The sequence below is a fragment of the Flavobacterium longum genome (assembly GCF_965137575.1).
Lineage (GTDB): Bacteria > Bacteroidota > Bacteroidia > Flavobacteriales > Flavobacteriaceae > Flavobacterium > Flavobacterium longum.
Genome location: NZ_CBCRZJ010000009.1, coordinates 137,800 through 161,404, shown reverse-complemented (window position 1 = coordinate 161,404; position 23,605 = coordinate 137,800). Strand labels below are relative to the sequence as shown.

23 protein-coding genes and 1 tRNA gene are annotated in these 23,605 nt (G+C 49.0%); 12 read left to right on the top strand and 12 right to left on the bottom strand.

Features of this window, described 5'->3' with window-relative positions; genetic code table 11:
* A partial coding sequence (locus tag ACM9J1_RS14280; protein ID WP_415582772.1) for an OmpA family protein occupies positions 1 to 374 on the top strand: 374 nt, incomplete at its 5' end.
* A 267-nt stretch (positions 375 to 641) separates the two neighbouring features.
* Here ACM9J1_RS14280 and ACM9J1_RS14275 read toward each other — a convergent pair.
* A complete protein-coding gene (locus ACM9J1_RS14275; RefSeq protein ID WP_415582771.1) occupies positions 642 to 1,091 on the bottom strand; it encodes a 6-pyruvoyl trahydropterin synthase family protein in 450 nt (149 codons plus the stop codon).
* A gap of 91 nt (positions 1,092 to 1,182) precedes the next feature.
* Here ACM9J1_RS14275 and ACM9J1_RS14270 point away from each other — a divergent pair.
* Positions 1,183 to 1,256, top strand: a tRNA-Ala gene (locus ACM9J1_RS14270).
* A 40-nt stretch (positions 1,257 to 1,296) separates the two neighbouring features.
* Here ACM9J1_RS14270 and ACM9J1_RS14265 read toward each other — a convergent pair.
* From ACM9J1_RS14265 to ACM9J1_RS14245, 5 genes are all read right to left on the bottom strand, one after another.
* Complete coding sequence (locus tag ACM9J1_RS14265) at positions 1,297 to 1,887, bottom strand: hypothetical protein (RefSeq protein ID WP_415582770.1); 591 nt, start codon at positions 1,885 to 1,887, stop codon at positions 1,297 to 1,299.
* A gap of 121 nt (positions 1,888 to 2,008) precedes the next feature.
* The gene (locus tag ACM9J1_RS14260) at positions 2,009 to 2,458 is read right to left on the bottom strand and encodes a ferritin-like domain-containing protein (protein WP_415582769.1); all 450 of its coding nucleotides are present in this window, start codon (positions 2,456 to 2,458) and stop codon (positions 2,009 to 2,011) included.
* A gap of 84 nt (positions 2,459 to 2,542) precedes the next feature.
* Complete coding sequence (locus tag ACM9J1_RS14255) at positions 2,543 to 5,965, bottom strand: hypothetical protein (RefSeq protein ID WP_415582768.1); 3,423 nt, start codon at positions 5,963 to 5,965, stop codon at positions 2,543 to 2,545.
* A gap of 57 nt (positions 5,966 to 6,022) precedes the next feature.
* Entirely contained in the window at positions 6,023 to 7,279 is a 1,257-nt protein-coding gene (locus tag ACM9J1_RS14250; RefSeq protein WP_415582767.1) for an aspartate kinase, read from the bottom strand.
* Positions 7,280 to 7,326: 47 nt separating this feature from the next.
* A complete protein-coding gene (locus tag ACM9J1_RS14245; protein WP_415582766.1) occupies positions 7,327 to 7,821 on the bottom strand; it encodes a GNAT family N-acetyltransferase in 495 nt (164 codons plus the stop codon).
* Positions 7,822 to 7,945: 124 nt separating this feature from the next.
* On the opposite strand from ACM9J1_RS14245, the gene fbp reads away from it, so the two are divergent.
* Positions 7,946 to 8,953 (top strand): class 1 fructose-bisphosphatase, encoded by a 1,008-nt coding sequence (gene fbp, locus ACM9J1_RS14240; protein WP_415582779.1) that lies wholly within the window; start codon positions 7,946 to 7,948, stop codon positions 8,951 to 8,953.
* 127 nt (positions 8,954 to 9,080) lie between these two features.
* On the opposite strand, the gene ACM9J1_RS14235 is transcribed toward fbp, so the two are convergent.
* On the bottom strand, positions 9,081 to 9,512 hold the full coding sequence (locus ACM9J1_RS14235) for a TerB family tellurite resistance protein (protein ID WP_415582765.1): 432 nt from the start codon (positions 9,510 to 9,512) through the stop codon (positions 9,081 to 9,083).
* Between the two features lie 167 nt (positions 9,513 to 9,679).
* On the opposite strand from ACM9J1_RS14235, the gene ACM9J1_RS14230 reads away from it, so the two are divergent.
* From ACM9J1_RS14230 to ACM9J1_RS14220, 3 genes are read left to right on the top strand one after another with little or no spacing between them, the layout of a single operon-like run.
* Positions 9,680 to 10,270: a HupE/UreJ family protein gene (locus ACM9J1_RS14230; protein WP_415582764.1), complete on the top strand. Its 591-nt coding sequence runs from the start codon at positions 9,680 to 9,682 to the stop codon at positions 10,268 to 10,270.
* Positions 10,271 to 10,717 carry a deoxycytidylate deaminase gene (locus tag ACM9J1_RS14225; RefSeq protein WP_415582762.1) on the top strand — a complete coding sequence of 149 codons (447 nt, stop codon included), beginning with the start codon at positions 10,271 to 10,273 and terminating at the stop codon, positions 10,715 to 10,717. It begins immediately after the preceding gene.
* A complete protein-coding gene (locus ACM9J1_RS14220; RefSeq protein ID WP_415582778.1) occupies positions 10,701 to 12,278 on the top strand; it encodes a S41 family peptidase in 1,578 nt (525 codons plus the stop codon). Before ACM9J1_RS14225 ends, ACM9J1_RS14220 begins: the two co-directional genes overlap by 17 nt.
* Here the strand turns inward: ACM9J1_RS14220 and ACM9J1_RS14215 are convergent, their stop codons facing one another.
* From ACM9J1_RS14215 to ACM9J1_RS14205, 3 genes are read right to left on the bottom strand one after another with little or no spacing between them, the layout of a single operon-like run.
* A complete protein-coding gene (locus ACM9J1_RS14215) occupies positions 12,279 to 12,887 on the bottom strand; it encodes an FAD-dependent oxidoreductase (protein ID WP_415582759.1) in 609 nt (202 codons plus the stop codon).
* The gene (locus tag ACM9J1_RS14210) at positions 12,887 to 13,087 is read right to left on the bottom strand and encodes a hypothetical protein (RefSeq protein ID WP_415582758.1); all 201 of its coding nucleotides are present in this window, start codon (positions 13,085 to 13,087) and stop codon (positions 12,887 to 12,889) included. The genes ACM9J1_RS14215 and ACM9J1_RS14210 overlap by 1 nt, the downstream gene beginning before the upstream one ends.
* 38 nt (positions 13,088 to 13,125) lie before the next feature.
* Positions 13,126 to 13,701, bottom strand: a complete 576-nt coding sequence (locus ACM9J1_RS14205; protein ID WP_415582757.1) for a MarC family protein — start codon at positions 13,699 to 13,701, stop codon at positions 13,126 to 13,128.
* 102 nt (positions 13,702 to 13,803) lie between these two features.
* On the opposite strand from ACM9J1_RS14205, the gene ACM9J1_RS14200 reads away from it, so the two are divergent.
* From ACM9J1_RS14200 to ACM9J1_RS14175, 6 genes are all read left to right on the top strand, one after another.
* A complete protein-coding gene (locus tag ACM9J1_RS14200) occupies positions 13,804 to 14,436 on the top strand; it encodes a hypothetical protein (RefSeq protein WP_415582755.1) in 633 nt (210 codons plus the stop codon).
* 47 nt (positions 14,437 to 14,483) lie between these two features.
* The gene (locus ACM9J1_RS14195) at positions 14,484 to 15,068 is read left to right on the top strand and encodes a DUF3109 family protein (RefSeq protein WP_415582754.1); all 585 of its coding nucleotides are present in this window, start codon (positions 14,484 to 14,486) and stop codon (positions 15,066 to 15,068) included.
* Between the two features lie 249 nt (positions 15,069 to 15,317).
* Positions 15,318 to 16,310: a ribonucleotide-diphosphate reductase subunit beta gene (locus ACM9J1_RS14190; RefSeq protein WP_415582752.1), complete on the top strand. Its 993-nt coding sequence runs from the start codon at positions 15,318 to 15,320 to the stop codon at positions 16,308 to 16,310.
* A gap of 143 nt (positions 16,311 to 16,453) precedes the next feature.
* The gene (locus tag ACM9J1_RS14185; protein ID WP_415582751.1) at positions 16,454 to 18,898 is read left to right on the top strand and encodes a ribonucleoside-diphosphate reductase subunit alpha; all 2,445 of its coding nucleotides are present in this window, start codon (positions 16,454 to 16,456) and stop codon (positions 18,896 to 18,898) included.
* A gap of 74 nt (positions 18,899 to 18,972) precedes the next feature.
* Entirely contained in the window at positions 18,973 to 19,476 is a 504-nt protein-coding gene (locus tag ACM9J1_RS14180; RefSeq protein ID WP_415582750.1) for an RDD family protein, read from the top strand.
* A complete protein-coding gene (locus ACM9J1_RS14175) occupies positions 19,476 to 20,819 on the top strand; it encodes a deoxyguanosinetriphosphate triphosphohydrolase (RefSeq protein ID WP_415582777.1) in 1,344 nt (447 codons plus the stop codon). The genes ACM9J1_RS14180 and ACM9J1_RS14175 overlap by 1 nt, the downstream gene beginning before the upstream one ends.
* Here ACM9J1_RS14175 and ACM9J1_RS14170 read toward each other — a convergent pair.
* Both ACM9J1_RS14170 and ACM9J1_RS14165 read right to left on the bottom strand, forming a co-directional pair.
* Positions 20,816 to 21,787, bottom strand: coding sequence for a DUF3078 domain-containing protein (locus ACM9J1_RS14170; protein ID WP_415582749.1), 972 nt, complete (start codon positions 21,785 to 21,787; stop codon positions 20,816 to 20,818). The genes ACM9J1_RS14175 and ACM9J1_RS14170 overlap by 4 nt on opposite strands.
* Positions 21,788 to 21,815: 28 nt before the next feature.
* On the bottom strand, positions 21,816 to 23,582 hold the full coding sequence (locus ACM9J1_RS14165; protein ID WP_415582748.1) for a 1-deoxy-D-xylulose-5-phosphate synthase: 1,767 nt from the start codon (positions 23,580 to 23,582) through the stop codon (positions 21,816 to 21,818).
* Positions 23,583 to 23,605 lie beyond the last annotated feature (23 nt).

Below are 23,605 nucleotides of genomic sequence, written 5' to 3'. Positions count from 1 at the left end.
CCATCGTAGGGCCGCAGGCGGTGACCCTCAACGAGATCTACTTCGAGTACGACAGGAGCAACGTCACCCGCGAGGGCGCCTTCGAGCTGGACAAGCTCGTGCAGGCGATGGGCAAGTATCCCGAGATGGTGATCATGGTCAAGTCCCACACCGACTCGCGCGGCACCGACGCCTACAACATGTCCCTCTCCGAGAGGAGGGCCAAGTCCACGGTGCAGTACATCCTCTCCAAGGGCATCAAGGCCGACCGCATCTCGGGCAAGGGCTACGGCGAATCCGAGCCCAAGGCACCATGCACCGAGTGCACCGAGGGGCAGCACGCGCAGAACCGCCGCTCGGAGTTCATCATCGTAAAGGGCGCACCGCAACCTTAAAAAGAGAACAAACCAAATTGGAATATAAACCCCGGTGGCAAGCCGGGGTTTTTCATTTGATGATTTTATGGCATGTCCCGGGTTGAGCGCGCATTCGCGTGAGCGATGGGAGCGGCATCCTTTTGTGAGGCTACGAGCAAAAGATACAGCACTATCGAGAGCAAAGTGCAACTTTGTTCGAAGATATCGAGCGAAGCTCTGCGCGACGGCGTCGTCCCTGCGCCAATCCCGGGAGTGGTGCCCAAACGCCGGCACGCCCCAGGGAAATCAATTGTCACAGGCGTACCACTCCGCGAAGGAAGTCTCGGTCTCCTGTAACCTTAGGGAATGTAGCGAAATGTTTTCGGGAAGGCGAAGTTTGATTTTCTCGGCAAAGTCAATCACCATGTTTTCGCTCGTGGGCTGGTAAGGGACGAGAATCACATGATGGCCGCGCGATTTTAATTCATCTGCCAGTTCAACGTGTGGCGTATTTTGATTGAAGACAGTAGCATGGTCAAACAAATCGACGATTTCTTCCTTGACGATGCGTTTGAGATCGGTAAAATCGATGACCATCCCAAATTTAACGTGGTTGGAATCTGCGATGGGCGTACCAATGACGGTCACCGAGAGCTTGTAGCTGTGCCCGTGGACGTTTCGGCATTTACCATCGTAGCCGAACAAGGCGTGTCCGGTTTCAAAACTGAATTGCTTGGTAATCCTGATATTTGCCATTGCAGAGGTTTTCGGCAAAGGTAATAACTTATTATTTTCTAAGAGCAGCTTGCATTTTAAAAAGGAATTGCTGTATATTTGCATCCGCTCTGGGGATGTAGCTCAGTTGGCTAGAGCGTTTGGCTGGCAGCCAAAAGGTCGTGGGTTCGAGCCCCATCTTCTCCACAGTAAAAAACCCCTGTAACATTGTTGCAGGGGTTTTGCTTTATGGGGTTTTTGTGTCTCCGGCTGCAGGTGTCAGGACCGCTGGCACGGCGTTGACGGGCGCTGGCGTTGCGCTGGCCGCCGGTGTTGGCGTTGGTGTAGAATTTAACGGCGCACCCACGGCGATATCACATCGGTGTCCGGGTTGCCCATGCGGCGGGTTCATTCCCGGCGCGGTCTTCGTGTTTCCGGAAGTCAATTGTGCGGTATTTCCTTTAATTTCTTTTACGTTGGCCGCCCCAACTTGGGCGGGCGTTACGGTGAAAGACTTGTTTTGCGTCGCCTGTGGCTGGGCGGGTGCGGAATTCAGCGGCGCGCCCACAGCAATGTCACACCGGTGACCGGGCTGGCCGTGTGCAGGATTCATTCCTTTACCAACGGTAACCGGTGCTGCGGCCATTTGCTGCCCGGTTGGTTGCGCCGGTGTTGGCTGGGAATTGATTTGCGATGCTTGCGGCGCTTGGTTTTGTGACGGGGCGACAGATTCCTGTGCAGGCGAACTGTCTTGCGGCTCCAATTCTTGCTTACATGAAATCAGCGTCAGTCCGCCGAGGCATACCATCAAAATATTAAGGCTATGTTTCTTTCTCATCGGTCCAATTGTTTTTGGGATATCGTCAAATATAATACTTTTCATTTTTTTAATCAGACCGCGCAAAACAATTGGCATAAAAAAACCACCTTGCGGTGGCTTAATGTTTCCTGTTGAAATTTTACTCGGCATCGCGCATCATCTTGACGCGGTCATGGTCACGTTGCATGTTCTCACGCTGTGCACGAACCAACTGAAGGTGTGCTGCGCTGAGTTCGTTGCCGTGTTGGTCCAAGACATGTTCGTACGTGCGGAGCGCAACATCTTCGCCATATTCGCAAGAGGACAGGATTTGGTGTTTGTTTCCGCCGGTGAGCGCTGCTTTCGCATCCATCCAGACGCGGTAGATTTTCCCGGACGCCGTGGTACTTTCTTCCGGAGTACCGCCCAAGTTGTAGACCGCTTCAATGAGTTCTGAGAGATTTTTCTCGCTTGTTGCCATCAACTCCACGAAAGTACGGCGCAAATCGCTGTCCTTGGTTTCGGAAATCGCGGTCTTGTAACCTGCAATACGGTCGTTGTTGATTTCGATGAGTTCGTTGAGTGCGGTAATGGATTCTGTAGTAGTCATAATTTCAGTATTTAGGTTTTTGTCAAATTTCCGACCTAAATCCCTGCGACTTCTTACGCGATTCCCCGCAATTGTTACACGTTTTTAGAAGAATGCCCGCAATTGGATGCTTCCCGTATGGATGGTTTGGCTTGTTTCACTCTTCCGGCCCTGATAATTGATGTTAATGTCTAGATAATCCGTTAGGTTTTTCTGGACAAGCAGTCGCCAAGTGAGGTTTTCGCCGGGCTGCAATCCTTCGAGCATCTGAAACGCCACCGGCGAAAGTTCGTTGCCCGTGAACCTGTTCTCGTACAATGAAAATTCGCCGTTCATGGTGAGTTTTTTCTCGCCGGCATATGTAAAGGAAGTGCCGAGCCTATGCTGCGTCAGGTTTTCCAGGTTACCGATGGTATTGTCTTTTATCTGGTATTCATAGAAGACATCCCAAGACGCATTTTTTGAAAAGACGTAGGAAATCTTAGGTGCCAATTGATAGGCCTTGATTTCGAAGTTCTTGTCGGGGAAATTTTCCGAAAACACATCGGCGCATACCGTTTTGCCGCCCATGTTGAACAACCAATGCTTTCTGTACAGATGCGTGTATTGCAATTGGTGCGATTCATTCCGGCTTTCCTGCGACCCAACCGAAAGCAAGTTTCGCGCGCGGTTCACCAAATAAGTGTACGTAACCGAATGGTCTTGCTTGCCACGGTTGTAGAACAGCGTGTTCCGAAAGCCATTGCTCAGGCCAAGCATGTTCTCGTCGGAAAAATCAAAAGGGTTCAAATCGAAATTGCTTCCATCGCGTCTGATTTTTCGATCGACGATAAACGCCGCCTGATCATAGAAATACGACAGCAGTTTCCGGATACCACTCTTGTTTTGCCATTGCGCCGGATTGAGCGTAACCGACGTGGAGAATTTGTTTTGGTGCGTTTTGACAAATACCTGATTCGGCAAGAAAACACGCACGTAGACCGCTTGGTCCGGGAAGGGCGCAATCTCGAATTCCTCTAACTGCTGTATGCCGTCGTCGTTGTAGTCGTTCCACATGTAAACGCCTTGGCCTGGATCTACTTTCAGGTACGTAAATTCCTGTTGCGCGATGGTCCCAGACGATGCCTCATACGCTGTCTGCAACTGGATGAACTGGTTGAAATATTTGTCGTTGTAGAGCACGCGGGAATTCAACGACGGTTCGTCTTCGCGGACGGCATCCGTGAACGAGAGGTTTCTGTAATTGATGAACACCGACAAATCGCTTCTATCGGTCTGGATGAGTTTAGACCGCAAATAGTAGGATTGCGACGTATTGACGCGTTGGAGGATGCCGTTCTGCAAACTGTCGTTGGTGCGATGCAAGTAGCCGATTTCCGCAAATACTTTCGTGGAATCGCCGCGTCCGATAAATGCGCCATACTCCGAGAACTTCTGGCTGAGTGCCGACAATTGCCCGGTTGCCCTGATTTTCTGGCGGTTGTCTTCAAACCGGAACGAGCCACCAATCCAATTTTTACTGAAGTTATATTTCACGAGTGTGGTGTTCCGGGTAAACTCGGACGTCGATTCATCGCCATCGCTTTTCAGGTAACTGCCCAGTTGGCGGATGTTCCAGTTTCTGAGTTTGACCGACGCGTCTACAACCTGTCGGCTGCCATTGAAATTCTCCGTGAAATCCAATTTCTCGAATTGGTATCGCGCGTACCCTGACGATATGGAATCCTTGGGTTTTATTAGCTCGAAATTGACACCTGCCACCAGCAGACTTTGGTCGCCGGCCGGATTGGTCAAATTCCAATCGCGGTCGAATTCTATGGTGAACAAGCGCTCAATCGTACGGAAATTTTTTTGCACGAATTGGTGACTTGCAAAGGCATCGGCCTTCCAAGTTTTCGTGAACAGCCGTTGCCGGGCGTTGACTTTCGTGGCGATGCCAACATTGTCATTGTCGTCGAGCCTGGAGAATAAGTTCAGGTCATTGTTACTCACGCCTGCTTCAAAATCTAATGCTGTTTTCTCGTTTGGATTGTATTTACCGAGCAGGGTCGCAATCTGGATCTTTGTAGGCGGCACCAATCGGGTAATGGGCTGGTAATTGCCCTGGGGAACGCCGTTCAGCGGGGCAACATATTGGTAAATCCGACCGATGGCTGCGGTACTCGCCAAGACATAATCGCCTTGATTGTTCCCAACGAGCGTAAACTTGACGTTGTAAAGCGTGAGTGTGGCATCGTTTGAATATTCGAAGATTTCCACGCCGTTTACCGTGACTTTCCTATACAGGATTTTGTTTTCGGAATAACTGTCTTCATAGGCCGAAGGTGCGGTCATCAAAGTCGGGTCATCGCCTGCAGCTACTAGGATTTGCGCCTGTTCTTCGGACAAGTTCTGTTGCAAAGGTTGGTTTTTCACATCGTTTTCTGAATAGACAAAACCGCCCAAACTCCAGGTTTTCTGCTCGTGCATCGCGCCGCCGTAGGCAACGAACCGCGTATAATTCCGGTCCGAGAACTGGTATTCGATGTTGATCCGCATTTCGGATGTAATGGGGAAAGTAGGCGTAAAGGTGATTTCGCCCGCGTTGTAATCGATGACGTAATCGTTGTTCTCGCCGCGTTCGAGCAAAATGCCGTTGACAAATACGCGCTCGGAACCCGAAATCACCAAAACGTACAATTCGCCGTTCTGTCCGCGCAATTTGTACGGGCCTTGGTTGCCTTCCTGACCGTTAAACGCACTTCTGGCGTATTGCCCGCGAACCAGCGCCGCCGATGCAAATACCGTGGTTCTGTTTTCCGGTTTCCCAAAATTGAACGTGGTGGAAATGCCTTGCACTTTCTTGTTGAAATTCAAAAAGCGCGACTGCCGGTTTTCGAGGAACAAATCGCCAGCCCGAATCGCCCAGCGCTCGCCTGTAAGTTCAATGAAGATTTGGTCGAATTCATCCAACTTCTGCGAGTAACCGCCTTCCTGAAGCGGAATATTGCTGTCCTGGATCGAGGCGCGCAAGGTTACCTTGTCGGACAATTTTCCGGAAATCTGCAAATCGAGGTTAGAATTCACCACAGCGTTTTGGTTGTTGCCCACGGTGATGCCGCGCGTGATGCTGCCCGAGGTGTTCAAACCGTCAAAGGGCGTGAATTTCTTCAGCGGATCTCGGCTTACGGAATACAAGTTTTGCCCGGCTTCGTTGGACACTACCCGGCTGTCGTCATACACGCTGTAGGTTTTGGTGAGATAGTCCGGATATTTCAGAAAGCGCACGGTAAGGCTGTCAGGCGAAGAAAATCCGTCGGTAAATGTGAGCGTACTTTTTTTAAAATCGACTTTGTAGAATGTAGTATCGACGAGATTGCCCGTGGCATCAAGCACTTTGAAGAATACTTTGTTGATGCTGACACTATCGAGTTGGATTGGCGTGGTTGAAGCCATGACTTTCCTGCTTCGGTACGGCGACTGGTTGTCTTGTGCGACAGCCACGGAAACCCAAAACAGCAACACCGCTAAAAGCCCATTTTTCAGCATACCGGATTAAAACGCAATTGCTTCAAAAGTAGTGTTAATCGCGGACAATTTTCGGGCTTAACTTTCCTTCGTCACAATCTGCATCGTCTCACGGCTGATTTGGCGCAGCAAAACGGTTTTGTTGTCTGAAATGAGCCGCGCGGCCTGGTCGGTAAAATGGCGGATCGTGTAAAGCGACACATTTTCGTTGTATGCCACTTTGAATTTTCGCGCGAGAACGGTTTTCAAGTCGTTGAAATTCCCGAATTTGTCCTCGACGCACACCGAAAAACTAATCGCCGAATTCTGGATCAAGCTCACTTTCATGCGGTATTTGTGCAGCAGCGCGAAGATGTCGCTGATGTTTTCTTCCATGATGAATTCAAAATCGATGGACGATAGCGAAATGAGCAGTTGGTTGCGTTTGACGATGAAACACGGTGTATACGGTTCTAAATCGGCGCCTTTGCTGACGCTGGTTCCGGGCAATTTAGGATCAACAAACGATTTTACATAAAGCGGGATTTCCTTTTTCTGGAGCGGTTGCAGCGTTTTCGGGTGAATGACACTCGCGCCGTAAAAGGCGAGTTCAATGGCTTCGCGATACGAAATCTGATTGAGCAAAACAGCCTTGTCGAAATAGCGCGGATCGGCATTCATCACGCCGGGAACGTCTTTCCATATCGTGACGCTTTCGGCGCCGAGGCAGTAAGCGAAAATCGCAGCTGTGTAATCTGAACCTTCGCGCCCGAGCGTTGTGGTAAAGCCGTTCTCATCTGAGCCCAGAAACCCTTGCGTAATATTGAGCGCTTTCTTTTTGACGTTTTTGGAAATGTTTTTCTGCGTCTGTTCCCAATCTACGCCAGCGTCGCGGTAGGTTGCATCGGTCTTGATGAAATTGCGCACGTCGATCCATTGGTTCTTGATGCCCACCGATTGCATGAAATGGCTGATGATCGTGGTTGAAACGAGTTCCCCGAAACTCACGATTTGGTCATACACAAAATTGTAATTGGGCGATTTGTTGTGCGACAGGAAATAATCCATATCACCGAAAAGCCTGGACACGTCTGTAAAAACCGCGTGTTTCTCATCGTCGAACAAATCCAGCAAAATCTGGTTGTGGTATTTCTTGACTTCTTGTATCGACGCCTGCAACGACGCCGATTTGTTGAAATAATTGTTTACGACGGCTTCCAGTGCGTTGGTGGTTTTACCCATGGCCGATACCACGAGCAATACGTCATCGTACCCGGTAAATTTCAACACTTCGTGTACGTTCCTGATGCCTGCGGCGTCTTTTACCGATGCGCCGCCAAATTTGAATATTCTCATAATAGTCGAAAGTCAAAAGTCAAATGTGAATGTCGAATGAAAGAGCTTCAGACCTGACTGCTAATTGATTTTAAAAAATTATCGATGCCGTGCTCGTCCATTTGTGCCACACGCCAATCGGGAAGCACTTTCGCGCCGGATCTTTCGTAAAAGTCGATGGCAGGCGTGTTCCAATCGAGCACGTTCCACTCAATCCTTCTAACGTTGTCGCGCTTGCCCTGACGGATGATTTCGGTGTACAACGCCATGCCCAGACCGGTGCCGCGCATGGTTTGTGTGACGATCAAATCTTCGAGATGGATCGTTTTTCCTTTCCAGGTGGAATATCGGTAATAATACAGCGCCATTCCCACGATTTTGTCGTCTTGTTCCGCGACAAAAGCATGAAACAACGGGTTATCGCCAAAGCCGTCGCGCCGCAAATCGTCAACGGTCACCACAACTGCTTCGGGTTCCCGCTCAAAAACGGCGAGTTCGGTAATCAGTTCGAGGACTGACGGCATGTCTGCGGGAGTTGCTTTGCGGATGTGGAAATTTGGCATGAAGCAAATATAGAGAAAAGTCTAAAGTCGAAAGTCTAAAGTTGAAAGTGGAAATTCATTTCCAAATTTTCAAATTTTCAAATTTTCAACCCTATCTTTGCGCCACAACTACAACGATTTCGTAATGGAAGAACGCAACAGTACCTTAGGCGAGTTCATCATTGAAAAGCAAAAGGACCACAATTATTCTACGGGAGAACTTTCCAAGATCATCAATGCCATCCGATTGGCCGCCAAAGTCGTCAACTATAAAGTCAACAAAGCCGGATTGGTTGACATCACCGGCGCGGCGGGCGAGCAGAACATCCAAGGCGAAGACCAGCAAAAACTCGACGTGTACGCCAACGACATCTTCATCCAAACCTTGAAGAACCGCGAAATCGTGTGTGGCATCGCGTCCGAGGAAAACGACGATTTTATTACGGTTGAAGGCCTGGACAGTGGCCACAATAATAAATACGTGGTGCTGATGGATCCGCTTGACGGCTCGTCCAATATTGATGTCAACGTTTCGGTCGGGACGATTTTCTCTGTGTACCGACGCGTAACGCCAGGGGGTACGCCGGTGCAACTGGAAGATTTCCTCCAGCCCGGAACGGCGCAGGTGGCCGCGGGTTATGTCATTTACGGTACATCTACGATGTTGGTATTTACCACTGGCCATGGCGTGAACGGCTTTACGTTGAACCCGGCCATCGGTACGTTTTACCTGTCGCACCCGAACATGAAATTCAAGGAAGATGGAAATATCTACTCCATCAACGAGGGAAATTATGTCCACTTTCCGCAGGGCGTGAAGGATTACATCAAGTATTGCCAGATGGAAGAAGGCGACCGGCCATACACGTCGCGCTACATCGGCAGCTTGGTGTCTGACATCCATCGCAACATGATCAAGGGCGGCATCTACATTTACCCGACCAGCACGAAGGCGCAAAAAGGAAAATTGCGTTTGCTGTATGAATGCAACCCGATGGCGTTTATCGCTGAACAAGCTGGCGGGAAAGCCTCTGACGGTTTTGGGCGCATCATGGAAATCACGCCTACCGAATTGCACCAGCGCGTACCGTTTTTCTGCGGCAGCAAAAACATGGTGGAAAAGGCCGAGGAATTCATGGCAAAGTATCGTTAGAATACGCCAAAAAAAGAAAAAAGACCAGTCAAAAACACAGCAATAAAAAATCCGCTACATCGAGCGGATTTTTTTATATACAGAATCAAGTCTTGCGTCTTTCAGCGAAGCGGTCTTGGCTCTTTTTTTATTTGTTCATGTGCGTCATCTCGTACACGAATGTGTCCGAATCCACTTTCTGGTCAATCAATTTGAGCGCTTTGTCCACGATGTAATCTACATTGCCCGGGGTGAAGCCCAAAGCGAGTGCAAAACGGCGCAACATAATGTCTTGCTTGTCGCCCAAATGATGTTCGGTGTGCACCATGCGGCCCAAATCATACAAACGCTCCAGCCTTTGGATGTACATTGTCGGCGGGTTGATTGGGTATTTGAGTGGGTTTTCGAGGATTTCTTCGTATTCGTCAGGCGTAATTTCAAGCTTTACAGCCAGTTTGTCAAGGAATGTTTTTTCGGCTGGTTCCAAATGTCCGTCGGCCATGGCCACGCGTACGATTGCCGAAAAATGTCCTTTGTTCCTGCTTTTGAATTCGCTGTCAAATAAATCTGCAATAGACATATCTTAAAATTTAGTGTTGCAAAGATAACCGATTTCGTTACTTGCCGAAAATCTTTTTTAAAAAGTTTGCCGTGTAAAACAAACCATAGGCAGCGGCGTTTTAATCACTTGCGCACTGACGGCGTATTGAAATTAATCGTATGTTTATTGTCCTCAAATAAAATAACATGTCTGAATTCTGGATTTACCTACAACTCGGTCTGCGCCATGTCTTGGATTTAAAAGGCTACGACCACATGCTGTTCCTGGCCGCACTCATGGTGCCGTACACTTTTAAGGATTGGAAGAAAATCTTGTTGCTGGTGTCGGTTTTTACCCTTGGCCATACACTCGCGTTGCTGCTTTCGGTGTACAAAATCTTGATTATTAAAGCGGAAATCGTGGAGTTTCTGATTCCCGTGACCATTCTCATCACGGCGCTTTACGGGCTGTTTACGGCGGGCAAGCCGGCCAAGATGGACAACGCTGGCGCGACGGTTTTGATTACGGTTTTTTTCGGCATCATCCACGGGCTTGGGTTCTCCAATTATTTTAACGCGATTTTGGGTGGCGATGCGGCCGATAAACTCTTACCTTTGCTCGAGTTTGCGCTCGGGATTGAATGTGCGCAAATCATTGTGGTTCTGGCGGTTTTGATCTTGGCTTACATCGCCCAGACGTTTCTTCGGTTCTCGAAGCGCGACTGGACGCTCGTCACCTCGGCCTTCGTTATCGGCGTGGTGTTGCCGATGATTGCCACCAGCGAAATCTGGACATAAATGGATAGCAAAAAACTGAATAAATACGACCGGGCATACCTGAAAATCGCTAAGGAATGGGGCAAACTTTCCTATTGCAAACGCAAGCAGGTGGGCGCCATCATCGTCAAAGACCGCATGATCATTTCCGATGGCTACAACGGAACGCCGTCTGGTTTCGAGAATTGTTGCGAAGACGAAGCCGGCATCACCAAATGGTATGTGCTGCACGCCGAGGCGAATGCCATCCTGAAAGTGGCGCGCTCAACACAAACCTGCGAAGGTGCAACTTTGTACATCACACTTTCGCCTTGTCGCGAATGCAGCAAGTTGATCCACCAATCGGGCATTAAGCGCGTCGTTTATCAGAATGGCTATCGCGATACTTCGGGTGTGGATTTTCTGGAGAAGGCCGGTGTTGAAGTAGAATACATTCCGTTTGAGGAAGGCGTTGCAGATGAAAAGTAAGTATTTGCCGATTGTTGTTTTTTTATGTCTGGCGATGGGCGTCGTGTTGGGCTGGCTCTTGAATTTCCCATCGCCCATGAACCGCATTACGGCGCAAAACGATTACCGCGGGAAGCTCAACAAGCTCATAGATTTCATCGAGAACGAATATGTCGATGACGTCGATACGGATTCGATCGTAGACTTGACCGTCAATAACATTTTAGCCGAACTCGATCCGCACTCGGTTTACATTCCGCCGAGCGAACAATCCTCGGAAGCCGAACTCATGAAAGGGGATTTCGTGGGTATCGGCGTGAATTTTTACATGCACAATGATACGGTGGCCATCATCAATCCCATCAAAGGCGGCCCATCCGAAAAAGCGGGCATCAAGTCTGGCGACCGCATCCTGTTTGCCGACAACACCAAATTGTATGGCCGCAAACTGCCCAGTGACAGTTTGTTTTCGAAACTCAAGGGCGAAGTCGACTCCAAAGTCCGGCTGACGATTTTCCGCAAAAGCATCGGGAAGACATTTAAAGTCGATGTAACGCGCGATGTCATTCCAATCAAAAGCGTCGACGCGGCCGTGATGCTCAACAGCCAAACGGCGTACATCAAAGTCAATCGGTTTGCGGAGACGACGTACGATGAATTCAGGGAAGCACTCGAATCATTGCAGAAAAAAGGCGCGAATTCACTGGTGTTGGACTTGCGTGAAAACGGCGGTGGCTACATGGAACGCGCGATAGAAATGGCCGACGATTTCCTGAAAGAAAAAGAACTCATCGTTTTTACGAAAAACCGCAAAGGCCGCGTAAACAAGATGTTTGCGACCGACGAAGGTATTTTTGAAAAAGGTAAACTCTTCATACTGATCGACGAAAACAGCGCGTCAGCGAGCGAAATCCTGGCCGGCGCCGTACAGGACAACGACCGCGGCATTATCGTAGGGCGGCGTTCATTCGGGAAGGGCTTGGTGCAGCGCGAGATGGATTTCAACGACGGTTCGGCAGTTCGGTTGACCGTGGCCCGCTATTACACGCCGAGCGGACGTTCCATCCAGAAATCCTACAGCGAAGGCACCGAGCAGTATTTCGGCGACTTCGAAAAGCGCTTTGAAAATGGCGAATTGTATTCGAAAGATTCCATCAAGATTGCCGATACCTTGAAGTTCAAGACCAAGAAAGGCCGTATCGTGTATGGCGGCGGCGGCATCGTGCCTGATATTTTTGTTCCGATCGAGTCCGAACACGGCCAGGAAAGCCTTGCGTACATCATGCAATCGGGCGTTGTCGGGCATTTTGTGTTCGAGCAACTCGACAAAAACCGCAAGCCGTTTTCCGGGATTTCATATACTGCATTCCTTCAGAAAATGGACAAGACAGACGAATACTTCAATGCATTCCGGGAATATTTGTCCGAGAATGGCGTCCAGATTAACGTCGCCAAGAACAAACCCATGGTGAAACGTTACCTGACGGCCGAGTTCGCGCGGCAACTTTTCGGCGACGAAAAATACTTTGAAATTACCCTGCGTGAAGATCCGATGGTGAAGGAAGTCCTGAAACAGCCCTAGTTATTTCCGGATGCTGTCGTGGCTTTGTGACTGGTTGCCGCCATTCCACAACGTCAGGATATCTGTGGCCACCGCAGCGCCGCTTCCGGCCGCAATCGCGAGTTGGCTTCTCCAGCCGGCCAGTGTTCCAATAACGTAAATTCCGTCTGAAACCTTGTGATCTTCATTGGCCAGTTGTATGCGGTTCTTTTCCGGAATCGCTTTTTTGTGCGGCATGACGTATTGCATCAAACCTTCAATAGCGAACGTATTGGCCGACCCAATGCCGACTACGATGATTTTCGTCAGGTAAACATTCTTGTTGGTCGTGACGGTGAAATTACCCGCTTCGCCCGAGACCGAAAGTACTTTTTCGTTCGGGATTTGCGCCACATGCGGATACATATCGGCCAGGTGTTGCGTGCTTTCCGTAAGCAACTCGGAACCCAATTTCCCGGGCGCGATGCCGTATGCGTTGTTGAACAAAGCTTCTTGAAGTGACGAAGCTTTTTGGTGTGCGATGATGCCTATTTTTTTATCGGCAGCGTAGGGTTTATTGTGGGCCGAACCCAGCACAAGCGCGCAGGAAATCCCGGAAACGCCGCCGCCAATGATCAGTACGTCGAACATTATTTGTCGTTCATTTTTTCGGCAATCATTTTCGACATCCGGAAAATCGCCAGGATCAGCAGGGCGCAGATGGAAGCCGCAATCCCGATAAGGGCTACCATGCTGTCGCCTTCAAACGGACTGTCGAAATTGATGAGCGTGATGTTGAAGACAATCAGTGCCAGCGCCACAAACATCAAGATGAAAGTGAATATTTTCATGGGGAAAAATTGTGCGGTAAAAGTAAAAAAAATCGCGACTAAACAAACAACGCTTTAACGTTCGACGCGAATAATTTAACAGCGATGGCCAATAAGATGACGCCAAAGGCTTTCCGCACCACGTTCAGGCCGTTTTTCCCCAGGATTTTCTCGATTTTCGCCGACGATTTCAACACGGCGTACACCAATATGATGTTGAAAACGATGGCAATGATGATGTTCACGGTTTGGTATTGCGCGCGCAACGACAGCAAGGTTGTCATGGTTCCTGTACCTGCAATCAGCGGGAACGCAATCGGGACAATGGACGCCGAATTCGACTCTTCGTCTCGGTAAATCCGGATGCCAAGGATCATTTCCAAGGCGATGAAGAACAGCACGAACGCGCCGGCTACCGCAAATGAATTCACGTCGATGCCAATCAAATTCAGGATTTCTTCGCCAACGAATAGAAACGTAATCATGATGAGTCCGGCCACGAGCGCGGCTTTCTCGGATTCAATGTGTCCGTGGCGTTTGCGCAAATCCACAATCACCGGAATGGTTCCGACGATATCGATGACGGCAAAAAGCACCATGCCCACGGTGAGCATTTCCCTAAAATTCAATTCCATAACCCTATTTTTTGCGGGTGCAAAAGTACGCCGATTAAAAAGGAAAGATAGCCAAATTTACGTTAAGTTATTTCGGTACTTTTGGCGAAAATACGCCCGCCGATGAAAGCGCTTTTCTCGATGTTGTTTTTGTGCAGTTTTGTGGCTGGTTCGGCGCAGGTTACATTGGCCGATACCGTCCGGGTGCGCGATGTGTACAAGTTCAGTTGGGCTTATGATTTAAAGGTCACGGTGGAGAACGACAGCATCACGACCACATTTTATCTGGAGCCAGACGCGAATTATGTCGGTTTCGGCGTGAAACTATTGCCCGGTGCCATTCAGGTGAATGATTTTGATCGAAATATCGCGTTTCGGACGTTCTGGAAAAAGGCTAAGATAGCTCAGCCCGAAAAACTAAAAGAACGCATCGCGTCCAGACACGTGTGTACAAGACTGCCAAACAAAGTCATCCTGGGTTACCACTGTATCGGGATCAAGGCCGAGTCAGAGAACGAAGTGGCCGTGTTTTACTTTACCAACGACGCGCCCGCCGCACATCCCGGTTCGTACAATAAGTTGCCCGTGCACCGCTACTTGCTTGATTTGGTGAATGCAGGGTTCAATGACCGATCGTTGTTGATGTTGTCTGACATCCATCTAAAAAAGAAGAAAGGCCACGCCAAAATCGAGTGTACCGGTTTAACCCGCAACGTTTTGGAAATCAAAAAAGCAGATTACGTCTGGGAGAATTAATTTCCCCTTACCGTCCAAATATCTTTCGCTTCGCTTACCTTTGCGCCATGTTCCAGCTCGGCAAAACCATCGTTTCTGAAGACGTTCTCGAAAAGCAATTCGTGTGCAACCTCACGGCATGCCACGGCGCGTGCTGTGTAGATGGCGATGCCGGTGCGCCGCTCAGCGAAGAAGAGACCAAAATCCTCGACGAAATTTACCCGAAAGTCAAGCCAATGCTGCGTCCGGAAGGCATTGCGGCCATTGAAGCCCAAGGCAAATGGATTGTCGGGACCGATGGTACGCTCGAGACGCCGCTCATCGACGACAAAGACTGCGCCTACGTGATCTTTGACGGGAAAACCGCGCTCTGTGGCATCGAACAAGCCTACAATCAAGGCGAAGTGTCTTGGAAGAAACCCGTTTCCTGCCATTTGTACCCTGTCCGCGTAAAGGATTTTTCGGAGTTTGCTGCCGTGAATTACGACCAATGGGACATTTGCGATCCGGCGTGTTCGCTCGGCCAGGAATTGCAGGTTCCGGTCTATAAATTCGTAAAGGAAGCACTCATCAGGCGGTTTGGCGAAAATTGGTATTTGGAACTCGAAAAAGTGGCCGAAGAGTACCAAAAACAGTTCGGCAAACGCCGCTGATTTCCGGCTCGATCCTACTACTTAGAATTCCCTTTGTTTTCAGGCGTTCGCGAAATTTAACTTTTACAATACGTTAATTTGCAGGCTTTTGCGTTTCGTTGAAAATGCGATGTTGCTTTCAAGCCGTTGTTAAAAACTATTGGCGATTGTGGAAAAGTATGGCTTTCAATTTCCGTTTCGAATCCCAATCTTTGTAACACCAAAAAAGCCTTAAAAATTTCTTAAATATTACCTTAAAACTACCCCAATATGTCAGTCCAGATTGAACCGATTTTGCAGGAAAACAAGAACCGATTTGTCATCTTCCCGATCAAACACCACGACATTTGGGAATGGTACAAGAAAATGGAGGCGAGTTTTTGGACAGCGGAGGAAATCGACCTGCACCAGGATTTGAACGACTGGAACAACAAACTTAGTGAAGACGAAAAATATTTCATCAAACACATTCTTGCCTTTTTTGCGGCTTCCGACGGCATCGTGAATGAAAACCTCGCCGAGAATTTCGTCAACGAAGTGCAATATCCGGAAGCAAAGTTTTTCTACGGTTTCCAGATTATGATGGAGAACATCCACAGCGAAACGTATTCTTTGCTCATCGATACATATGTAAAGGACGAAGCCGAGAAGAACGAACTGTTCCACGCCATTGAAGTGTTTCCGGCCATCATGAAAAAGGCGCAATGGGCGCTGCGTTGGATCAAGTCTGATTCGTTCGCCGAAAGGCTGATTGCGTTCGCCGCCGTGGAAGGCATTTTCTTCTCGGGTGCCTTTTGCTCTATTTTCTGGCTGAAAAAACGCGGATTGATGCCGGGCTTGACGTTCTCCAACGAACTTATTTCGCGCGACGAAGGCGTGCACTGTGATTTTGCCGTGCATTTGCACAACCATCATTTGGTGAATAAAGTGTCAAAGGCACGCATTACCGAAATCCTGACCGATGCCTTAAGTATTGAGCGCGAGTTTATTACCGAGTCGTTGCCGGCAAGTTTGATTGGCATGAATTCTACCTTGATGACGCAATACCTTGAATTCGTCACCGACCGTTTGCTCGTTGAATTGGGTTGTGACCGCGTGTTCAACGTCACCAATCCGTTTGATTTCATGGACATGATATCGTTGCAGGGGAAAACCAATTTCTTCGAGAAGCGCGTATCGGAATACCAGAAAGCAGGCGTGTTGAACAACACCGCTAAAGGCGACAGCGAGGCGCAGAAGATTTCATTCGACGCCGATTTTTAATTGAAAAATTGGGAAACTCGGAAATGAAATGCCCCCGAATCCCAAGAAAATATCTAGCCGCTAGCTACTAGCAACTAGCCACTGATCTTTACAAATAACCAGAAGCACGAAAGGGATTTCGTTGTTTCACAAAAACTAAACTTATGTACGTAGTAAAAAGGAACGGCACCAAAGAGCCGGTAATGTTCGACAAAATTACAGACCGTGTCAAGAAATTGTGTTACGGTTTGAACGACCTGGTCGATTCGGTTAAAGTAGCCATGCGCGTCATTGAGGGATTGTATGACGGCGTGACCACTTCAGAACTCGACAACCTCGCTGCAGAAACCGCAGCATCCATGACGGTAGCGCACCCGGATTATGCCCAGTTGGCGGCGCGTATCGCCATCTCCAATTTACATAAAAACACCAAGAAGTCATTCTCCGAAACGATGGCCGACATGTACCATTACGTGAATCCGCGTACGGGTAAAGCGTCGCCGCTGCTTTCGGATGAAGTGCATGAAGTCATCCAGAAGAACGCAGCATTCCTCGATTCGCATATCATCTACAACCGCGATTTCAACTATGATTATTTTGGCTTCAAGACTTTGGAGCGTTCTTACTTGTTGAAAATCAATGGCAAAATCGTAGAACGCCCGCAGCATATGCTTATGCGCGTGGCCGTAGGCATCCACTTGGACGATCTGGATGCAGTGATCGCGACCTACGACTTGATGTCGAAAAAATATTTTACCCACGCGACGCCGACACTGTTCAACGCCGGTACGCCAAAACCGCAAATGTCGTCTTGTTTCCTTTTGCAGATGCGTGATGATTCCATCGACGGCATTTACGACACGCTGAAACAGACCGCTAAGATTTCGCAATCTGCAGGCGGGATCGGTTTGTCAATCCACAATGTCAGGGCAACCGGTTCGTATATTCGTGGCACGAATGGCACTTCAAACGGTATTGTCCCGATGCTGCGCGTGTTCAACGATACGGCGCGTTACGTGGACCAAGGTGGCGGCAAGCGCAAAGGCAGTTTTGCGATTTACCTGGAAACATGGCACGCCGACATTTTCGATTTCCTCGACTTGAAGAAAAACACAGGAAAAGAGGAAATGCGTGCGCGTGACTTGTTCTTCGCAATGTGGACATCTGACTTGTTCATGAAACGCGTTCAGGAAGACGCCTCGTGGACGCTGATGTGCCCGAACGAATGCCCGGGACTGTACGATGTTTACGGCGAGGAATTCGAAAAACTGTATGAGTCGTACGAAGCGCAGGGCAAAGGCCGCAAAACCATCAAGGCGCGCGAACTTTGGGAAAAAATCCTCGAATCGCAAATCGAGACGGGAACGCCGTACATGTTGTATAAAGATGCGGCCAACCGTAAGTCCAACCAAAAGAATTTGGGCACGATCCGCTCTTCGAACTTGTGTACCGAAATCATGGAATACACCGCGCCTGACGAGATTGCAGTATGTAACCTTGCGTCGATTTCGCTCCCGATGTTCATCGAAAACAACGAATTCAACCACCAGTTGCTGTATGATGTCACCAAGCGCGTGACGAAAAATCTGAACAAGGTAATTGACCGCAACTATTATCCGGTGCCGGAAGCGGAAAATTCCAACATGCGCCACCGTCCGGTAGGTTTGGGCGTGCAAGGTCTGGCCGATGCTTTCATCATGCTCCGTATGCCGTTTACCAGCGACGAAGCCAAGAAACTCAACCAAGAAATTTTCGAGACGCTGTATTTCGCAGCCGTGACCGCATCTATGGAAATGGCCAAGGAAGAAGGACCATATTCGACTTTTGCAGGCTCGCCGATTTCACAGGGTGAATTCCAGCACAACCTTTGGGGATTGAAAGACGAAGAACTTTCCGGTCGTTGGGATTGGGCCAGCCTGCGCAAAGAAGTCATGCAACATGGCGTGCGCAACTCGCTGCTCGTGGCACCGATGCCGACGGCTTCGACCTCGCAAATCCTTGGGAACAACGAAGCGTTCGAACCTTACACATCAAACCTCTACACACGTCGTGTATTGTCCGGCGAATTCATCGTCGTGAACAAACACCTCTTGGAAGATTTGGTGAAGCGCGGCCTCTGGAACGAAGAATTGAAGCAAGAAATCATGCGCCACAACGGTTCGGTGCAACACATCGAACGCATCCCGCAGGATTTGAAAGAGTTGTATAAAACGGTTTGGGAAATGTCCATGAAAGACATCATCGACATGTCTCGCCAACGCGGTTATTTCATTGACCAATCGCAATCGCTCAACCTGTTCATGCAGGATGCGAATTACGCCAAATTGACCTCGATGCACTTCTACGCATGGCAGTCTGGTTTGAAAACGGGCATGTATTACCTGCGTACCAAGTCTGCCGTGGATGCCATCAAGTTCACGCTCAACAACGACAAAAAGCAACAGCCAGTACAGGAAGTCGCGGCAGCCGTTGCAGAACCGAGCTTGGTCAGGCAGGAAACCGCTGCGCCGTCGGTAGAAGTAGAAGCCATTGATCCGAATGAATTCCGCGCCATGCTCGAACGGTCGCGTGAATCCGGCCCGGAAGATTGCGAAATGTGCGGATCTTAATCAACATTCCATAACCAAGAAACGGCTGTCAAATTTTGGCAGCTGTTTTTTTGATTATAAACCATAGCAAGAATATGCAACAGTTTTACGTGACCGATGATGTCTTGGCATCGCACGGGCAAAGGATAGCCAACTATTTTATAGATTTCGTGTTCATGATGATTTTCATGTTCATCGTATTTTTTTGTATCGGCTTTTTAGCCATTCTTGTCGGGAATGACGGATTTCTTTACTGGATGCAGAATATGGGTAAGCTACAGGAATATTTGATCAGTGCGCTGCTCATCATTTTGTATTACGGCATTAGTGAAACTGCATCAGCCCGAACACTCGGCAAGCTTATCACAGGAACAGTTGTCGTGATGGAAGACGGTTCCAGACCCGATTCGAACACAATCCTCAAAAGGACATTTTGCCGGTTTATCCCGTTTGACCCATTGTCTTTTTTAGGCGCAACGGCACGCGGCTGGCATGACAGTATTCCTGATGTTTATGTGGTCGACAAGAAAAAACTCGATTACATGATGGCCGAACACCGCAGGCAAACACAAACCAACAACGTAACGGACGTATCATGATGCAATGGGAACAGCTCTTGTCCTTAAAACGGCAAGGCGACAAAAATAAAAGGCTTCGCAAGGAACAGGACGATACACGTCTCGGCTTTGAAGTAGATTACGACCGGATAATCTTCTCGGCACCGTTCCGCAGTCTGCAAGACAAGACGCAGGTTATTCCGCTCTCAAAGACCGATTTTGTCCATACGCGCCTCACCCACAGTCTTGAAGTGTCGGTCGTTGGACGTTCACTCGGGCGGTTGGTCGGTAAGAAAATCATCGAGAAATATCCGGCGCTTAAGGAAGTGCACGGTTTCCACATGAACGATTTCGGTGCCATTGTGGCCGCTGCGGCGTTGGCGCATGACATCGGTAATCCGCCATTCGGGCACTCCGGGGAGAAAGCCATCGGCGAATATTTCAAGAATGGCAACGGGCAGCGTTACAAGAGCCAATTGTCTGAAAAGCAGTGGCAGGATTTGGTGGACTTCGAAGGAAATGCCAATGGTTTTTCGGTGCTGACGGCATCGCGTCCGGGCAATGAAGGCGGGCTTAGGATTTCTTACGCTACACTCGGAGCGTTTCTCAAATATCCGAAGGAAAGCCTTCCGAAAAAGCCGACTGCCGATATTTCCGACAAGAAATACGGTTTCTTCCAAGCCGATAAGGATTTCTTCGCGGAAGTGGCGACGGAACTGGGAATGATCAGAAAGGGCGGCGATGACATCCGCTACGAACGGCATCCGTTGGCTTATTTGGTGGAAGCCGCCGACGACATTTGCTACACCATCATTGATTTTGAAGACGGCATCAACCTCGGCTTGGTATCTGAAGATTTTGCTTTGGAATATTTGATCAAGCTCGTGAAAGACACCATAGACAACGCAAAATACCATGCCTTGACTACCAAGGAAGACCGTATCAGCTATTTGCGCGCGCTCGCCATCGGAAGCCTGATCAACGACGCCGTCAATGTTTTTGTCGAAAATGAGGAAGCCATACTCGCCGGAAAATTTCCACACGCGCTGACCGACAAAAGCAAGTATAAGGCCCAAATGGACGACATCATCAAACTGAGTGTAAAGAACATTTACCAGAGCCGGGAAGTTGTAGAGAAGGAAATCGTGGGCTACCAAATCATCCAGACGTTGCTTGACAAGTTCATTTCGGCGTTCAACAACCAGGCGGAAGGCACGATGTCGAACTACGACCGGCTGATACTAAAGTTGTTGCCAGAGAAGTTCGTAGGCGAAAAGGACACGGTCTATGAAAGACTACTGCACATTTGCCATTACGTGTCACTCCTGACCGACGGCAACGCGCTGGAGTTGTACAATACCATCAATGGCACCAAGCGCGTCTAGAAACGGTACACCATGCCAATCCCGAGTGATTGTTTGAGCTGGATTTTCGCACCGCGTTTCACGGTTTGGCCGTTCACTTCTTCGGAAGTTTTGATGTCGTCGTCGTAAATTAGGTGCACACCCAGATTGGCCTTGACGTACTGGTTTACCACAAAGTCGAATTGCGTGAACCAATCCACGTCGATATTTCCAAAACTGTTGAGGTAATCTGAATACAAACTGAGGCGGTTTTCCCAATTGATGTTCTTGAAGACTTCCCTTTTAAAGGCGGAAGCGACCAGAACACCTACTTCTGTCCGGTATTTCTTTCCGTCGCGCACTTTTCCGCCAGTGAGCAAATCATACACCGCAGGATCGACGCCGAATGAACCCAGATCGGCCAGCCGCTGTTCCAGGACGAGCGTAGTTTTTACCGTGAACGGCGAAAGATAGACGTTGATTTTTTCTTCCTTGTTTGCGTATTCAGCACCGATACCCAGAAACAAGTACGCCGGCGCAAATGGTTTTGAGATGGATTCTGCCGTGTTTGGATAATTGTATCCGGAGGTAAATTGCGTATTGAAGTTGAATTTCGCCGAATGGTACCAATGAGACAGCGTGTCTTTTCGGTAGCCCGCCGTTGAGGTGAACTGAAACGCGTCGTCTGTTTTGCGCCATTCGATGCCATCTTGTTTGTTCAGGCCATAGCGCATCAGCAGCTCATTGCCCCATTTGAAATTCGATTTGGCGTAAATCCTCGAAAATCCTGCTTTGGCCAAACCCGTAACAGAGCTGACGCCACCAGCATTCCAGTTCACGAATGCAATCTGGCTGAGGTCGAAACCCACGTTGTTCTTGGCGGTCCAGTTCGAAGGATTGGCAGGCACTTGAATCACGATTTTTTGTTCGACGACAATCGTGGAATCTTTGGTCTGCGAAAAATGAAGTAGTGGAAATAACAGTACGGTCAGAAAAAAAATGCGTTTCATCGGGGCAGATTAGTGCTTTGATTGATTTTCAAAAAGTTGAGAACTTATGTTGTAGTGTTTTTACGTCAATACCGATTAATTTCTGAAGCTCGTCTACGGTGCCGTGCTCAATGAATTCATCATCAATTCCAAGACATTTTACCACGGCGGCGTAACTTTTTTCGGCAGCGAATTCCAAAATAGCCGTTCCAAATCCGCCAGCAATGACGCCGTCTTCGACCGTGATGATTTTGGTGAATTTCCGGAAGATTTCATGCAGCATGCGCTCGTCCAACGGTTTGACGAAGCCAAAGTCATAATGGGCAAAATCACTGCTGTTTTCCATCGTGGCCAGCGCTTTGACGACGTTGTTGCCAATGAAACCGGTAGACAAAATCGCGACTTTTTCACCGCCTTTCAAGCCATTCGCTTTCCCAATCTCTATTTTTTGATATGGTTGCTGCCAATCTGCGGTGATGCCGCGGCCGCGCGGATACCGGATGGCTATTGGGTGATCCAGCCCTAGTTGCGCCGTATATAAAATATTGCGAAGATCGGCTTCGGTACGCGGCGCATAAACGATGAGATTCGGGATGCAGCGCAAATAGGCGATGTCAAAAACGCCGTGATGCGTAGCGCCATCTTCGCCTACCAAACCCGCGCGGTCCAAACAGAAAATAACGGGAAGATTCTGCAGTGCGACATCGTGGATGACCTGATCGTAAGCGCGTTGCAGGAACGTCGAATAGATGTTGCAGAAAACCGTCATGCCTTGCGTAGCCATGCCTGCCGATAATGTAACGGCATGTTGTTCGGCAATGCCTACATCGATGGCGCGCTCGGGAAATTCATCCATCATGAATTTCAATGAACAGCCCGTTGGCATGGCGGGCGTAATGCCAATGATTTTATCGTTTTTCCGAGCCAAATCAAGCAATGTCAACCCAAACACGTCCTGGAATTTTGGCGGCAGGTTTTCCTCTGATTTGATGATGACCTCGCCCGTAGCCTTATCGAATTTGCCGGGCGCATGATATTTCACCTGGTTTTCCTCAGCCAGCTGCATGCCTTTCCCTTTGGTCGTGATGACGTGCAGGAATTTCGGGCCTGGGACGTTCTTTAGGCGCTCGAGTTCGCGTATCAATGCGGACAAGTCGTGGCCGTCAATCGGGCCTGAGTAGTCAAAATTGAGCGACTTGATGATGTTGTTCTGTTTGGGATTTTTGCCGTCTTTGACCGCTGTCAGGTAATTTTTGAGTGCGCCCACGCTAGGGTCGATGCCGATGGCGTTGTCGTTCAGGACGACCAACAGGTTCGCATCTGTCACACCCGCGTGGTTCAACCCTTCGAAGGCGATGCCTGATGCAATCGATGCGTCGCCGACTACCGCAATATGATGCCGGTTTTCGCCTTTTAATTTGGAGGCGATGGCCATACCCAGAGCCGCTGAAATAGCCGTGGACGAATGTCCGACGCCGAACGTATCATACACGCTTTCACTTCTTTTCGGGAAACCGGAAATCCCGCCAAACTGACGATTCGTGTGGAAAACACTTCTTCTTCCCGTCAGGATTTTGTGTCCGTAGGCTTGGTGTCCGACATCCCAAACCAACAAATCATCCGGCGTATGGAATACATAATGTAGCGCAATGGTGAGTTCTACCACGCCAAGGCTGGCGCCCAAATGGCCTTCGCTTCTGGACACGACATCGATGATGAAGTCGCGCAATTCCGTGGCCAGTTGCGGCAACTGCGCCAGTTGGAGCTTGCGAAGATCATGCGGGAAATCAATATGCGAAAGCAAATTTTCAGGCATGAGACAAAGGTACATTTTGAAAT